Below are 14,923 nucleotides of genomic sequence, written 5' to 3' on the forward strand. Positions count from 1 at the left end.
GAAACTTCGCTTTCAAAAGGGTCAGTTTGGTTAATTTGCTCGTTTCGTCAGCAATTTCTCTGGCAAAACGCATTTTCGTCAGTAATTTGGTCAATCCGTCAGCATTTTTTCATGACAAATTGTCGCCATTGGCTCCAAAAACTTGTTGGAACCAACGGAATGATTTTTTAGGAATCCGTTCGTGAGTGTCTGGTGCGACATACACGGCACCATAGCGCTTATTGATTGCCCCTGATGAGGCGGGAATGTCAATCAAGCCCCAGCCCAAATAGCCCAGCACTTCCACACCATCAACAAAGATAGCTGCTTGCATCGCCTTCAAATGTTCACGGTGGTAGCGAATGCGCAAATCATCGACAATTTCATTCACACCGTCCCACTTTTCTTCTTGCCCAATGCCGTTTTCAATCGGAAAAACGGGTAGACCGAATTCATTGTAAAGCTTGCCCAAAAGCCGTCTGAAACCATCCGGATCAATTGACCAATCCCATTGATTATGCTCCAAAAGGGGATTAAGTTTCATGCCTTTCGTCAGGTAAGAATTTGGCGCATCATCGTCTGTCAAATCTGTCGCGTCCAACAAAACCGAGCGATAGTATGAGAATGAAATGAAATCTGAAATTCCCTTTCTTAAAATTTCCTCATCTCCAGCCTGAAAATCCATGTCAATCTCATGATTCTTCGCAAAGGTCAGGACTTCATGAGAATAATGACCAAAAGCATAAACATCACAGAGATTGCGGTTGTAAAATTCATCGAATTTGCGCAGGTAGAGATTATCTTTTGGCGCAGGAGACGCAGGGTAAACCTCAGTCGTAGCCAGCATTCCACCGATTTTTGCGTCAGAATTTTGATGAAGGAAATCTGCTAGTTCACAGTGGGCAAGCATGGTGTGATGAAAAACCGTGTACATATCAGACAAGGTCAATTCTTCTTTCAAAACGCCCGAATAATGCTCAAAACCATCAGCAAAATAAAGATTGTGCTCATTGAAAACAATCCAATACTTGACTTTACCCGCAAAACGGCGCATCATTTCTTTGCCAAATCGCACGAAAGCGGACGTGACGTGCCGGCTGAGAAAACCATTATATTTTTCTGCCAAGCTAAGTGGCATATCGAAGTGATAAAGGCAAATCATAGGCTCCAAGCCACGCTCCAGCAGGTCATCAATCAACCGCCCGTAAAAGGCAATGCCCTCTTCGTTGAACTCGCCATCACCGTCTGGCACCACTCGCGACCAAGAAATCTGGAAACGGTACATATTCATATTCATGGCTTGCATCAAGTCCAAATCGCCCTTGTAATCATGATAATTATCATTGGTGACCTGCCAGTTTTTGGCGATGCGACCTGCGGTGTCCACATCGTAAACCGATGGGCCTTTGCCGCCTTCATTCCAAGCGCCTTCCGTTTGCATGGACGAGCTTGAATTTCCCCAGAAAAAACCTTCTGGCATTTCTTTTTTCATGTGTTCCCCTTTTCTTGTTATTTTTAAGCTTGAGTAGCTTCTGCTTCGTTTGCTGCTTCTTCTTGCATCAGCACTTTGTCATATTTACGAGCAAATGGCAAGTAAATCAAGACAGATTCAAGGAGTGCAACGGCTTGCAGGAGCGCATATTGCCAACCACCGATTAAGAAACCAGAGATAATTGGAGGTGTTGTCCAAGGTGCAGCAACCCCGTTCATCGGTGGGACGATGTGGAAATAAATCGCACCGTATACTGTCGTTGCCACCACCACAGGCACTAAGAAGAAAGGCAGGGCCAAGATTGGATTCAAGACCAGAGGCAAACCAAAGAGGAAAGGCTCATTGATATTGAACAAACCAGGAACCAACTCAACCTTACCAATGGCTTTCATTTGTTGAGATTTAGCAAAGAAAAGGGTGAAAATAATCAGACCAAAAGTAATCCCAGAACCTGTCAAATTAATGAAATTATTATAAAATTCGTTAGTGACGATGTGCGCACCATTAGCCAATGACAAATCGCCCGCTTTCCAAAGAGCAGCATTGTCCGCCGTATTTGGAATGAGGAAAGCTCCTGTAATGGCACCCATGATAATCCCACCATGTACCCCAAAGAACCAGAAGAATGGCACTAGGAGCGCAATCACGATAATTCCGATATAGGAGTCGCCCAAATGTTGCAGAGGTTGTTGCAACCAAGTGTAAATTTGCTCAGGCAAGCTAGTATGTCCGATTTTATCAAACAGCGCATAAATGGCAGTCGCTGCGATGATAATCACGCCAGACGGAATCATTGAGGTAAATTGATTGGCAACATTTGCTGGGACTTGTTCAGGCATGGTAATTTTCCAACCGGCATTAATCATAGCCGTGTAAGCCCAACCTGTTAATAAACCAATCAAAATGGCTGAAATCATTCCTTGTCCACCTTGCCAAGTCAAGTTCAAAACCCCAGTAACAGGCGAATCAAGAATTGCTTGCATCGCTTTTGGCAACTGGTTGAAGGCTGTACTTGCTTGAGCAGCACTGACAGATCCATCAGCAGCTCCAGCAGTCAAAATAGAACTGATAGGATTTGCCACAGACAAAGTTTGAACGATGAAAAATGCTGACAAGGCAGTCAACCCAGCTGGTAAAGCTTTATCTTGCATTCCAGAATCTTGCAACCAGCAGTAAGCAATCCCAACAACCGCCCAAATGGCTAAAATCCCAAAGGACATGGCATAAGCTTGACTAAAAATCGGTGACCAACCCGTTTTACTCAAATAATCAGCGACTGGTGTAATCGGAATATTTGCCAAAATCAGGAAAATCGACCCCACAATAATGAATGGCATGGCGTAAAGCATCCCATTTTTCAAGGCAGTCATGGCTTTTGTGTTAACAAACTTCATGACAGGCGGCAGCACTTTATTATTTATGAAATTATTCATAAAAACCTCCAATAAATGAGTGAGAAATCTCATGATTTCTTCACATAAAAATAACTTACACTATAATAATACCGCTTGCAAAAAATTATGCAAGCGGTTTTATGGTTTCTGTCACAGGTTTCATGAATGGTTACAAATCACTCATTTTTCACTCGCTTGGTGAGCCAAAATTTCAATAAAAGCAACAACTGGTAACTGCGATGTTAGATTTTCGAGTGGATCATAAGCCGAATATTCGGTCTGAAAACCGTAATTCAGATTGACATTTGAGAGTTTTGCCAGTGTCGTTTCAGCGTGATTGGTGATTGAAATAATCTTTGCCGATGGCTCTTCGCGTAACTTGACAACACGCTCAATAATTTTATCGGTTTCACCAGAAGCCGACAGGACGATACTCAAAACATCAGGCGCGCCCTTGCCTTTGACTGCCTGATAAGGGTCAGAAATAGCATAAGATTCCAAACCAATATTAGTGAAGTAGCGCGCCCCATATTCGGCTAGAGCGCCCGAGGAACCCACTCCGATAAACAAAATATAGCGAGCTGCCTTAATCAAGCTTACAGCTTCTTCCAACTTGATTGCCGCTGTTTTTGATGTGATTTTACGCAAAAACATATCCAATTGGAGCAAGTTTTCATAATAATTGACAGGAATTTCGTCCACTTGTTTTTGATTTTTAAGGTAATATTTCAACTCTACCCAACCATCAAAACCCAGTTTTCTGGTCATACGCATGACTGTCGCCGTCGAAACATGGACAGCCTCACCGAGTTGTCGGATTGACATTTCTTCAACAGCTGTCAAGTTGGCCAAGATAAAATTAAAAGCTGAACTTTCTAATTCATTTAATTTTCGGACGCCCTCTGGTGAAAAACTAATCATTTTGCTGATCATTCCTTTCCTTAATTGCTGACGCCTTTATTTTCTCATCTGATGAAATACGTCAGTAAAAAAATAAGCTCACTGACAATTCGTCAGCCAGCTTATTTCTTGAGGTGATTTGCCCCCAAATTATTTGATTACAATATTAACCAATTTATTAGGAACAGCGATGACTTTGACAATATTTTTGCCTTCGAGCGCTTGTGCCACGGCTTCTTGACCGATTTTGCTCAATTCGTCACGAGACAAATCTTTAGCGATTTTGATTTTGGCTTTGAGTTTGCCGTTGATTTGAACAACGATTTCGACTTCTGCTTCAACCAATTTGCTTTCGTCATAAGTTGGCCAAGCCACGTAAGAAATTCCTGATTCATTGCCCAATTTGACCCAGAGTTCTTCGGCGATGTGTGGTGCAAATGGTGCCAAAAGTTGTACAAAGCCTTGTGCGTACTTTTGTGGCAATGTTTTGGCTTTGTTCGCACTGTTTACAAAAATCATGAGCTGTGAAATCGCTGTGTTGAAGTACATATGATCCAAACGCTCCGTCACATTTTTGACAGTTTCATTGTAAACCTTGTCCAATTCGCCTGAATTATCAGCAGTGATCTCAGAGTTTTCAATCATGCGCACGACACGGTCAAGGAATTTGCGTGCCCCTTCGAGACCTTCTTCCGACCAAGGAATACTTGCATCGAGTGGCCCCATGAACATTTCATAAACTCGTAGCGTGTCAGCACCGTAGCGCTCAACGACGTCGTCAGGGTTGACTACATTTTTCAGAGATTTAGACATTTTAGCCGGTGCTTGTTCCAATGCTTCGCCTGTTTCCATGTGGAAAAATCCGCCGTCGCGTTTTTCGACTTTATCAGTCGCAACCAGCGCTCCGCGCCCATCACGATAAGAAGTTCCCAAAATCATGCCTTGGTTAAAGAGTTTTTGGAAAGGCTCTTTAGTTGGAACAACCCCTAAATCATAAAGCACTTTGTGCCAGAAGCGGGCATAGAGTAAGTGAAGCACTGCGTGCTCTGCACCACCAACATAAATATCGACTGGCAACCATTCTTTAAGAAGTTCTGGATCAGCCAATGCTTCGCTATTGTGTGGATCGATGTAACGCAAGTAATACCAAGAAGACCCTGCCCATTGTGGCATGGTGTTCGTTTCACGACGACCTTTAACGCCATCTTCACGCGTCACTTCCAACCAGTCGGTCAAATTAGCCAATGGAGACTCACCAGTACCAGAAGGTTTGATATCAGAAGTTACAGGCAAGACCAGTGGCAATTCATTTTCAGGGACAACCGTTGACGTACCATCTTCCCAATGTATGATTGGGATTGGTTCACCCCAATAACGTTGACGGCTAAAGAGCCAGTCACGCAGACGGTAAGTAACTTTTTTCTTCCCAATTTCTTTTTCTTCAAGGAAGGCAACGATTTTCTCAATGGCCGTCGCTTTATCCAAACCGTTCAAGAAGTCAGAGTTAATGTGCAAGCCGTCCTCAGTGTAGGCCGCTTCTTCGACATTTCCACCTTCAAGGACAGGAATAATTTCCAGCCCAAAGACTTTGGCAAATTCCCAGTCGCGATCGTCATGAGCAGGCACTGCCATAATGGCTCCGTGTCCATATGTCGCAAGGACATAGTCTGAAATCCAGATTGGCATTTTTTTGCCATTGACTGGATTGATTGCGTAAGAACCTGTCCAAACGCCTGTTTTTTCTTTGGCAAGGTCAGTTCTTGCCAAGTCAGATTTGAGGCTAGCTTGATGTTTGTATTCAGCTACAGCAGCAGCTTGTTCTGGTGTAGTGATGCTGTCCACCAAAGCGTGCTCTGGTGCAAGTACGGCATAAGTCGCCCCAAACAATGTATCTGGTCGTGTCGTGAAGACTTCAAATGCTTCATCTGTACCATCTACGGTAAAGGTAACGTCCGCACCGACTGATTTACCAATCCAGTTGCGTTGCATTTCCTTGATAGATTCTGGCCAGTCGACTTCTTCGAGGTCTTCAAGCAAGCGTTCTGCATAGGCTGTGATTTTCAACATCCATTGGCGCATTGGCTTGCGGACAACCGGATAGCCTCCGCGTTCTGAGGTGCCATCTGGTAAGACTTCTTCATTGGCAATGGCTGTACCCAGCTCTTCCACCCAGTTTACAGCGACTTTGGCCTCATAAGCTAAACCTTTTTCATAAAGTTTAGTAAAAATCCATTGTGTCCATTTGTAGAAGTTCGGGTCGGTTGTATTAACTTCACGATCCCAGTCATAACTAAAACCTAAGCTGTTGATTTGGCGTTTGAAGTTGGCAATATTTTCTGCGGTAAATTCAGCAGGGTCATTTCCTGTGTCCATGGCATATTGCTCCGCAGGCAAGCCAAAAGCGTCCCAGCCCATTGGGTGCAAGACATTATAGCCTTTCGCACGTTTGTAACGACTAAGAATATCAGTGGCCGTGTAACCTTCAGGGTGACCAACGTGCAGCCCAGCCCCAGAAGGGTAGGGGAACATATCCAGTGCATAAAATTTAGGTTTGTTTTTATCAGTTCCTGTGCGGAAAGTTTGATTTTCTGCCCAGAATTTTTGCCATTTGGCTTCTATTTCTTGGTGATTGTATTCCATAATTGAGATGAGCCGTCTGCTTTAAAAGCACTCTGCTCGTTCCTTTCGTGTGACTTTATAATAGATTATATGCAAGCACTAAATCGCTCCCGATTAGTTGCAGGCCATATTTCTGCTCATATTTTTTAATTTTATTGATTAAGGTATTTCGATGAACATAGAGATTTTTCGCTGCTTGAGACTGATTGCCATTTGTCGCATAGAGGGCTTTGACTAATTTTTGATCGTCTGGATTTTCCAATAATTTTTTACGAATCTCTTGCAAAATTGTATGTTTTGTAAGCTGCAAACTTTCTGAAAGAATGTACTCACTGAACGTCTGCTGTCGTTCAAAAATTTTGACTTCTTCTGCATAGTTTTGGGCCAATTGATTTTTGTCCACAAAACGTCCTATGTAAGCAACGACTGGCTCGCCCATGTCTTGAGCAAGGGTCTGAAAAATGTCAAACAACTCTGATTTGGTTGGACTTTCTGCTGAAAAGCTTTCAATGACGGTTTGCTGATCGAGATTGCTCCGCACAAAATCTGGCAGCAGTAATTTCAAGGTATTTTCTAATTCCGCAAAATTATTTCCTGAAAACTGCAAAATGCGATAGCGTCCATTGGGCAACTGCTCCGTGTTAAGCGCTCGGTCAGTAAAAAGTAAATCCGTCAGCATTTTCTCCCGCTGCGTCAGCGATTCGAAAGGGACATTTTCATAAATTTTTCTAATTTTCTCTAGTTCCATTTTTCAAAAAAGCGACCCTGGGTCGCTTGAAATCTGAAGCACTATTTTACACGACAATGACAACTCCAAACCGTTCATGGGGTAAAACAGCGGTCAGTTTTTAAATTTGTTCTGAAGGAAGGTGCAATTCATAAAGTGGTGATAAAGGACGATTTTCATGAATGCGGACAATGGCGTCAGCAAGCAAGTGGGCAATTGAAAGTTTTACAATTTTTTCGCTGTAACGTTCTTCTGGCATTTCAATCGTATCCAAAACAACCAATTTTGTAATTGCAGAATTATTGATTCGCTCAATAGCTGGCCCTGAAAGAACGGCGTGGGTACATGAAGCATAAACTTCTGTGGCCCCTAATTCTTTGAGGGCGTTGGCTGCAAGCGTGATTGTTCCTGCGGTATCAATCATGTCATCAATCAAGATACATTTTTTACCTTGAACATCTCCGATGATATTCATAATTTCGGCAACGTTGGCACGAGGGCGACGTTTGTCAATGATGGCAAGTGGTGCTTTCAAGAAGTTCGCCAATTTACGTGCGCGTCCAACACCACCGTGGTCAGGAGAGACAACAACAATATCATCACCAGCTGAAACCAACTGACGACGGAAATATTCAGCAATCAATGGTGAACCAAGCAAATGGTCAACAGGAATGTTGAAGAAACCTTGAATCTGTGGCGCGTGGAGGTCAAATGTAATCAAACGATCGGCACCAGCGATTTGAAGCATATTGGCTACGAGTTTTGACGTGATTGGCTCACGTGCGCGAGCTTTACGGTCTTGTCTGGCATAACCGTAATAGGGCAAGACAATGTTAATTGATGCAGCAGAGGCACGGCGCAAAGCATCCATCATGATCAAAAGCTCCATCAAGTTATCATTAACGGGGTCACTTGTTGATTGGAGGATGAACACATGGTCACCACGAACTGATTCATCAATGTGAACAACAGTTTCGCCGTCTGAGTGAGCGCCAACACTTACTTTACCAAGCTCAATTCCAATTTCTTTAGCTACCTTTTGGGCTAAATCGTGGTTAGAAGAGAGCGAAAACAACTTCAAATTTGAATACGACATGAAGAGCCTTTCTTTAATTCCTACAGGACATAGGGGTTCAATTTTATGTACCCCTATTTTACCTTAAATTCCTGATTTTTTCAAACCCTCGTTGGCTTTATTTTTTTGGAAACGTTGACATCTGAAAAATCCTAGCCAAAATGACTAGGATTTGTATTACACTTGTTATAGCAATTCTTTAAAGAGGCCACGAACGAAAAATTCTTCGTCAAAATCTTGTAAATCATTGATTTTTTCACCCAAGCCAATGAGTTTGACTGGAATTTTAAGGCTTTGGACAATTGAGAGGACGATTCCTCCTTTGGCTGAGCCGTCAAGTTTGGTCAGGGCAATGCCGGTGATTGGAGTCACGGCTGAAAATTCTTTGGCCTGCTGAATGGCGTTTTGGCCAGTTGTTGCGTCCAGCGCCAAAATCGTTTCGTGGGGAGCATCAGGAACTTCGCGCTTGATAACTTTACCGATTTTTTCGAGCTCTTTCATCAGATTGTCTTTATTTTGCAGACGACCGGCCGTATCTACCAATAAAATGTCATAATGTTCCGCTTTGGCTTTGGCGACTGCATCAAAAACAACTGCAGCTGGGTCTGAACCCGCAGGCTTGGTCACGACTTCAACATTTGAGCGATTGCCCCATTCAACCAGCTGGTCAATGGCGCCCGCACGGAAAGTGTCGGCAGCAGCCAGCAGGACTTTTTTTCCTTCATTTTTGTAGCGTGCGGCGAGCTTACCGATCGTTGTAGTTTTTCCGACCCCATTGACCCCGACAAAAAGCAGGATGCTGAGGTCATTTTCTTGAATTTCCAAAGTTGAAGGCAGTTTATCGCCGTCAAATTTGTCCACAATTTTTTCGATAATGAGCTGACGTAAATCATCGGTTGATTTGGCATTAACCAATTTGGCTTCTTTGCGGAGCTCTTCGGTGATTTCCATCGCCAAATCTACGCCGACGTCAGACATAATCAAGGTTTCTTCAAGCTCTTCAAAAAATTCTTCATCGACCGTGCGGAAGTTGGCAAACAGCTCATTGAAGCCGTCAGCAAATGTTTTACGGGTCAGTGTCAATGATTGCTCATACTTTTTCTCAGTTTCTTCGCGAGATTGCGTGAAAATATTCGCCAAGGCATCAATGTCAATGACGATTTCTTCTTCGTCAGCTTCAGTAGGTGCTGCCGTGGAAGTGGCGAGAGTTACGTCAGCATTTTTTCTAGCTTCCTCAATGACGTCAGCATTTTCTCTGACTTTTTCACTTTCGTCAGTGTTTTGGACACGATTGGGATTGAGTTCCGAAAGCTCCGTAGGTGAAGTTTCCATGAGCGGTGGAGTCGCTTCCTCTTCGGGGCTGACAGGAGCAATTGCGTCAGCATTTTCTCTCTCTTCATGCGTTTCGTCAGCATTTTGGACATGATTGGGATTGAGCTCCGAAATCTCCGTAGGTTCCGTTACTGTGAGCGCTTGGCTGTCTTGAGTTTCTGGGCTGACAGGGGAATTTACGTCAGCATTTTCTCTGAATTTGCTAGGCTCGTCAGTGTTTTCGGCTTGTTTTTTCTTTCCAAATAAACGGTCAAAAAGTCCCATTTTTTTCTCCTTGAATCTATTTTTGATAATTAGTTTAATTTTTTTCTTAAAAAGGCTAGACCTAACAGCAGTAAGCCCACGGCGGTGAAATCAACTATTTTTGAGAAAATGACGAATGCCGTGGTCGGCAATAAGAAGGCCAGCAAAATCACCGTCAATGCGTGTAAAGCAAAAATTGTTCCCATAAATACAGTCAAAATCAGCATTTTTGAATGACTTTCTTTGCCTTCACTTGCCAGCTCCAAAAGGGGTTTATTCACCACGACTGAACTTAGAAAAATCAGTCCAATCGCCCCAGTCAGCAAAGGATGCCAAAGTTTGAAAGCCAAGTTGTTACCATGTGTCAGATAGACGGTCAAAAGTGAGATAAGAAAACCAATAATTGCCACCAAAGAAACCGGATTGAGCGTTTTTTTCGTTACCAAATCCCAAATCATGTGCAACACAGGAAAAGCCGTAGCAATGCCCAAGGCGAGCGTGTCCGAGCTGCCTCCAACTTTCAAAAGTAGGTAGGCAAAAACGGGCAAAATAATCGCAAAAATTAGACTGGGCAAATATTTTTTCAAATGTAATTTCTCCATAAAAATCCCTTCAGTTAGTATTTTTTAGAGAACATATCGCGCAATCACATCCGCCACCGCGTTTTGGTCGTTGGTCAAATTAGAAATGATCCGCGCTTCTTCTTTAACTTGCGCCACCGCATTGCCCATCGCAACACCGTAACCCGCCCAAGAAATCATGGATAAATCATTCGCTTCATCACCCATCGCCATGACATTTTCTGGTTGTAAATCAAGTTGTTGAATCAATTGTGTCAAACCGTAAGCCTTATTGATACCTTTGGGCATAAATTCCAGCAGTTTGGCTTGCGTTTTAAAGATTTCAAACCGCTCAAAATAAGCCGGTGCAATCTCGCTCAAACGGCTGTCCAGCAAGCTTTTTTCCGTACAAGAGACAATCTTATTGTACACCACTTCTCTTGGAACTTCTGCAAAATCCATTCTGATAAAAGTCAATAATTTATTGAGCTGATCGTATTCTGAAACTGTTTGGCTTTGGGTCATAAAAACTTTTTCCTCGCTCAAAATATCGCAAGGAATGCCAAGCTCCGTCGTCAAACGTTTAATCTCTTCAATTTCAGCATAAGAAAAACTTTTTTTCGATAAAATTTGACCCGTATTTCTTTGCACCAAACCCCCATTGAAAGTCACGCTAAAGTCTTCAAAATCAAGCATTTCCAACTTTTTGAGATAAGGTTGAATAGCAATCAAAGGTCGTCCTGTTGTCAAAACAACGTGAACGTTTTTTTGGCGCGCCGCTTCAATCGCTGCCAAATTTTCCGACGAAATTTCTTTAGATGAGTTGAGCAAAGTTCCGTCCAAATCAAGTGCAATGAGTTTAATTTCAGTAGTCATACAGCTATTATATCACACTCTGGCTGCCTTATTATTTTTTCATCATCTTCTTCATTTTCAAGTGAAATTTTGGTCGCTTTCACGCTGTTTTCAGAAAATCATTGACAATTTTATTTTTTTTCGCTACACTGGTAGTAATTAAAATACAGAGGTCTGAAAATGTTCAACTTACAACATTCATTTTACTTGTTGTTGAAGGAGGGCTCACACTAGCATTTCGCTAAAAGTGTGAGTCCTCTTTGGCGTTGGTCATTTGGAGGACGAGAAGACGTCCTCGGACGTCTTTTTTTAATGTTTTTTTTATGAGAAAATTGAAAGGAATAAAAATTACTAAGAAAACGATAAGTTTCAGCTAAAACAAAAGGTTTTATTATAAGAAAGGAATTATTTATGGAACAAAATCAAGCATTAAAGAAAAGAATGACAGCACGTCATATCACCATGATTGCGTTGGGAGGCGCAATCGGCGCAGGTCTGTTTAAAGGGAGCGCCTCAGCAATCAATTTAGCCGGCCCTGCGGTCTTAATCTCTTATTTCATCGGAGGGATCGTCCTTTTCTTCGTTATGAAAAGTCTAGAAAAATTAGTACTCAAAACTGAAAATCCACACGGTTTATCAGGTTTGGTGCAACCTTATTTGGGCGCTCACGCTGCCGATTTTACCGACTGGGTCTATTGGTCCATGTGGATGATTAATATCATCGCTGAAGCCGTCGCAGCTGCTAGCTTTTTGCAACTTTGGTTTGCTCAAGTACCCACTTGGATTTTTGTGTTAATTATTGCACTTTTGACATCCGTTATCAATCTCTGCTCAGTCACTTTATTTGCAGAAACAGAGTATTGGCTATCATTTGCAAAGATTAGTGTCATTATCTTGCTTATTATCTTTGGAATTTTCCTCGTCGGGCAAATGATTTTCCAAACCAATCTGGCGCACGCATTTCACAATATGACAGGGGATGGCGGATTTGCACCCCACGGCATCAAAGGCGTAATGAACTCTCTTTTAATCGTCATCTACTCTTACGGCGGCTCTGAGTTAATCGCCATTACCGTGAGCGAAACAGAAAACCCTAAAAAAGCAATTCCCCGAGCAATCCGCGGGGTCATTGGTCGAATCGTTTCTTTCTATATCATTCCAATGTTTCTACTGCTTTTGATTTACAAATGGCAAACTTTGGCAGCTTCAACAAGCAGCCCATTTGTCATGGTTTTCAACAAAATTCACTTGCCTTTTGCGGCTGATATTGTCAATTTTATTATTATCTTAGCCCTCTTTTCTTCAATCAACTCAGGGATTTATGCTTCTTCTCGACTTTTATTCTTCCGTTTGAAACAACGTCAAGGTAAAATCTCACAACGCATTGCCCAATTAAACAAACACCAAGTTCCCCAACGCGCTGTCATTTTTTGCTCAGGAACCTTGTATATCGGTGTTGTACTCACTTACTTCTTGGGTGACCGTCTCTTTAATTATCTGGCTGGTTCACTCTCTTACACTGTCCTTTTAATCTGGGCTTTAATCAGTGCTGCTGGTTTTCTTCTGGCTTATCGGCAAAAAATCTGGTCTGAACGCCTCGTCAGTGGAACTGCTCTCACCGCCCTCTTCCTAATTTTTATCGGTATTCTTTTGACTAATCCAATTGGGGTTACCATTTTCACAGCAATCTTGTATGCTCTGATTTATTTCTCATATCAGAAAAACAAAAAAGCACATTAAAAAAAACAAGTCTGATTCTTCTCAGACTTGTTTTTTTAGTTGTTCATTTACGTCAGCATTTTCTCTGTGCTGACGCGAGCGTTTTTATTTACGTCAGTATTTTCTCTCACTTTTTCTTTTCAAAATTGACCTGCACAAAATATCCTGCTAACCAAATGGAAAAGAGAATCCCTAACATTCCCAACATCATTGCCGCAACTTGCGCCATCAGCAATTTAGAATTTAAAATATCAGCCCAGCGGTAGTTCAGACGCACAAACCAAAGCAATAAGCCCACCGTTGCTCCCAAAACACCAAAAAATAGCGTGTTCACCGCTGTTCCCAAGATTTGTTGAGAAATGATTTGCCGCTGATTTTTAAACTGAGCAAGCGTCATCGCCTCATCTTGCTCCACTACCTCAGACAAGCTCGCCGTCAAAGCCATCGCTGACTCAGCAACCGCACCCAACATCGAAATGACCATGACCACTATCGCCACGTTAGAAAAATTCATCCCAACCGTGAGCGAAAGATTTTCCAACTCATCAACATCCTCAGGTGCAAAACCTTGAAATTGCCCGATAGCCTGCACAAAGAAAGCTAAAAGTGTCAAAACAAGCACCACAATAATACTCGTTTTAAAAGCAATCAAGGTCACCTCACTCTCATCAGCAGACATAAAAATCGCAATCGCTAAAATAATCACCGAAAAAATAGGTAGCAATAAAAGCGCATTAAATCCCCAAGAAATCATCGTAATCAGCACAAAGATTGCACCAAAGTTCAAAAACAAGCCGGTCAAATTGCGCAAGCCATCCTTTCGCGCCACCAAAAGCATCAAAACCACCAGAAACAAGAGCAAAAGCAATAAGGTATTCATAAAATCAGCTCCTTTTTATGTGAATGCTTCAATCCCCAACTCGTCACGAAAGCCGTAATTGGCACCGCAAGCACAATCCCAATCGCCGAAATCACCGTTTGCAAAAGCCCCAAATTTAACCCCACTGTCGCAATATAGCCCCAAGTATTTCCATTGCGTAGCAAAAGGAGCGTCATTGGCAGCGCCTCGGCCATAAATATCATGAATAAAACATTGGTCAATGTTCCGATGATTTCTTGTCCGATCGAAATTCCTGATTTAAAATAATCCTTCTGTGTCATATTGATTTCATTGAGCACATTTTGGCGCGCCAAACCAAATAGCCCCGCCACAATGTCGCCCGTTCCATCCATAATCGCCCCTAAGACCGAAATCATCGTTCCCACAAAGAAAAATTCAGATGGATTTTGCGTCACGTATTCCAAGTATTCAAAATGCACCCCGCGATTTCCCGTCCAATGTAAGACCAAGAATACCAGAACAAAAGTCAACAAAGTCGTTAAAGCCGTTGTCACAAAAGTATAAAACATTTGCCGCGTAAAGCCTAAAACAAACACAAGCGACGAAGCGGCAAACAAAGCCGCAAGCAGCCCAAAAAGCAACAATACAGGTGGATTAAAGGCAACATTAAAACCAATCACCAAAGCAAAATAAAGTAAATTAAGTGCCAATGACAAGAGCAAGAAAATCGAAGCTCGTAAACGTTGAAAACTCAACAAAAATCCAACAAATAAAACCAAAAGCGCCACAATCAAAGCATCTCTTTTTAGAGTCACAATTTGATAAACCCCTGATACTTTTTTAAGAATAATCCGTTGACCCACACGATAAAGCTGTCCCGTAGTCTGCGACAAAGTCACCGTATTTTTCAAGCGCAATTGACTCTGACCATTGATTTTTCCATTGAGTAGCTTCACTGTCAAATTCTGTGTGATTTGCCGATCTTTATTTTGAAAATCATCGCTCACTTCTTGCGAACTTATCGTTTTTGCCACCGTGATTTTCCCCACAGGTGCTTGATATAAAAAGCTATCATGATTGACCAGAAAAAAGGCAACCACCGCAATAACGATTGGTAAAAGCATTTTTTTAAAGATAAATTTTAAAGTCATAAGTTTTCCTTAGTATAAGCCAAAAATAAAAGACGA

General features: G+C 42.2%; 12 protein-coding genes. 1 reads left to right on the forward strand and 11 read right to left on the reverse strand.

Going from position 1 to position 14,923, the window contains the following annotated elements; translation table 11 throughout:
- Positions 1-109 precede the first annotated feature (109 nt).
- The 9 genes from EQJ87_RS03155 to EQJ87_RS03195 all read right to left on the reverse strand — a co-directional run bounded on the left by EQJ87_RS03155 (position 110) and on the right by EQJ87_RS03195 (position 11,197).
- A complete protein-coding gene (locus tag EQJ87_RS03155) occupies positions 110-1,471 on the reverse strand; it encodes a glycoside hydrolase family 1 protein (RefSeq protein WP_130123296.1) in 1,362 nt (453 codons plus the stop codon).
- A 23-nt stretch (positions 1,472-1,494) separates the two neighbouring features.
- Positions 1,495-2,904: a PTS sugar transporter subunit IIC gene (locus tag EQJ87_RS03160; RefSeq protein WP_130123297.1), complete on the reverse strand. Its 1,410-nt coding sequence runs from the start codon at positions 2,902-2,904 to the stop codon at positions 1,495-1,497.
- A gap of 141 nt (positions 2,905-3,045) precedes the next feature.
- The gene (locus EQJ87_RS03165) at positions 3,046-3,798 is read right to left on the reverse strand and encodes a MurR/RpiR family transcriptional regulator (RefSeq protein ID WP_223804492.1); all 753 of its coding nucleotides are present in this window, start codon (positions 3,796-3,798) and stop codon (positions 3,046-3,048) included.
- Between the two features lie 117 nt (positions 3,799-3,915).
- Complete coding sequence (gene leuS / locus EQJ87_RS03170) at positions 3,916-6,405, reverse strand: leucine--tRNA ligase (protein ID WP_130123299.1); 2,490 nt, start codon at positions 6,403-6,405, stop codon at positions 3,916-3,918.
- Positions 6,406-6,460: 55 nt separating this feature from the next.
- Positions 6,461-7,132 (reverse strand): helix-turn-helix domain-containing protein, encoded by a 672-nt coding sequence (locus tag EQJ87_RS03175; protein ID WP_130123300.1) that lies wholly within the window; start codon positions 7,130-7,132, stop codon positions 6,461-6,463.
- A gap of 100 nt (positions 7,133-7,232) precedes the next feature.
- Positions 7,233-8,207: a ribose-phosphate diphosphokinase gene (locus tag EQJ87_RS03180; RefSeq protein WP_130123301.1), complete on the reverse strand. Its 975-nt coding sequence runs from the start codon at positions 8,205-8,207 to the stop codon at positions 7,233-7,235.
- Between the two features lie 165 nt (positions 8,208-8,372).
- Positions 8,373-9,782, reverse strand: coding sequence for a signal recognition particle-docking protein FtsY (gene ftsY / locus EQJ87_RS03185; RefSeq protein ID WP_130123302.1), 1,410 nt, complete (start codon positions 9,780-9,782; stop codon positions 8,373-8,375).
- Positions 9,783-9,811: 29 nt separating this feature from the next.
- A complete protein-coding gene (locus EQJ87_RS03190; protein WP_130123303.1) occupies positions 9,812-10,363 on the reverse strand; it encodes a VC0807 family protein in 552 nt (183 codons plus the stop codon).
- A 24-nt stretch (positions 10,364-10,387) separates the two neighbouring features.
- A complete protein-coding gene (locus tag EQJ87_RS03195; protein ID WP_130123304.1) occupies positions 10,388-11,197 on the reverse strand; it encodes a Cof-type HAD-IIB family hydrolase in 810 nt (269 codons plus the stop codon).
- 390 nt (positions 11,198-11,587) lie between these two features.
- Here EQJ87_RS03195 and EQJ87_RS03200 point away from each other — a divergent pair, with 390 nt between their 5' ends.
- Positions 11,588-12,916, forward strand: coding sequence for an amino acid permease (locus EQJ87_RS03200; protein ID WP_130123305.1), 1,329 nt, complete (start codon positions 11,588-11,590; stop codon positions 12,914-12,916).
- A 106-nt stretch (positions 12,917-13,022) separates the two neighbouring features.
- Here the strand turns inward: EQJ87_RS03200 and EQJ87_RS03205 are convergent, their stop codons facing one another.
- Positions 13,023-13,775 carry a YibE/F family protein gene (locus tag EQJ87_RS03205; RefSeq protein WP_130123306.1) on the reverse strand — a complete coding sequence of 251 codons (753 nt, stop codon included), beginning with the start codon at positions 13,773-13,775 and terminating at the stop codon, positions 13,023-13,025.
- The gene (locus EQJ87_RS03210; RefSeq protein WP_130123307.1) at positions 13,772-14,887 is read right to left on the reverse strand and encodes a YibE/F family protein; all 1,116 of its coding nucleotides are present in this window, start codon (positions 14,885-14,887) and stop codon (positions 13,772-13,774) included. Before EQJ87_RS03210 ends, EQJ87_RS03205 begins: the two co-directional genes overlap by 4 nt.
- Positions 14,888-14,923: the final 36 nt, after the last annotated feature.

Source organism: Lactococcus sp. S-13 (assembly GCF_004210295.1).
Classification (GTDB): Bacteria; Bacillota; Bacilli; order Lactobacillales; family Streptococcaceae; genus Lactococcus.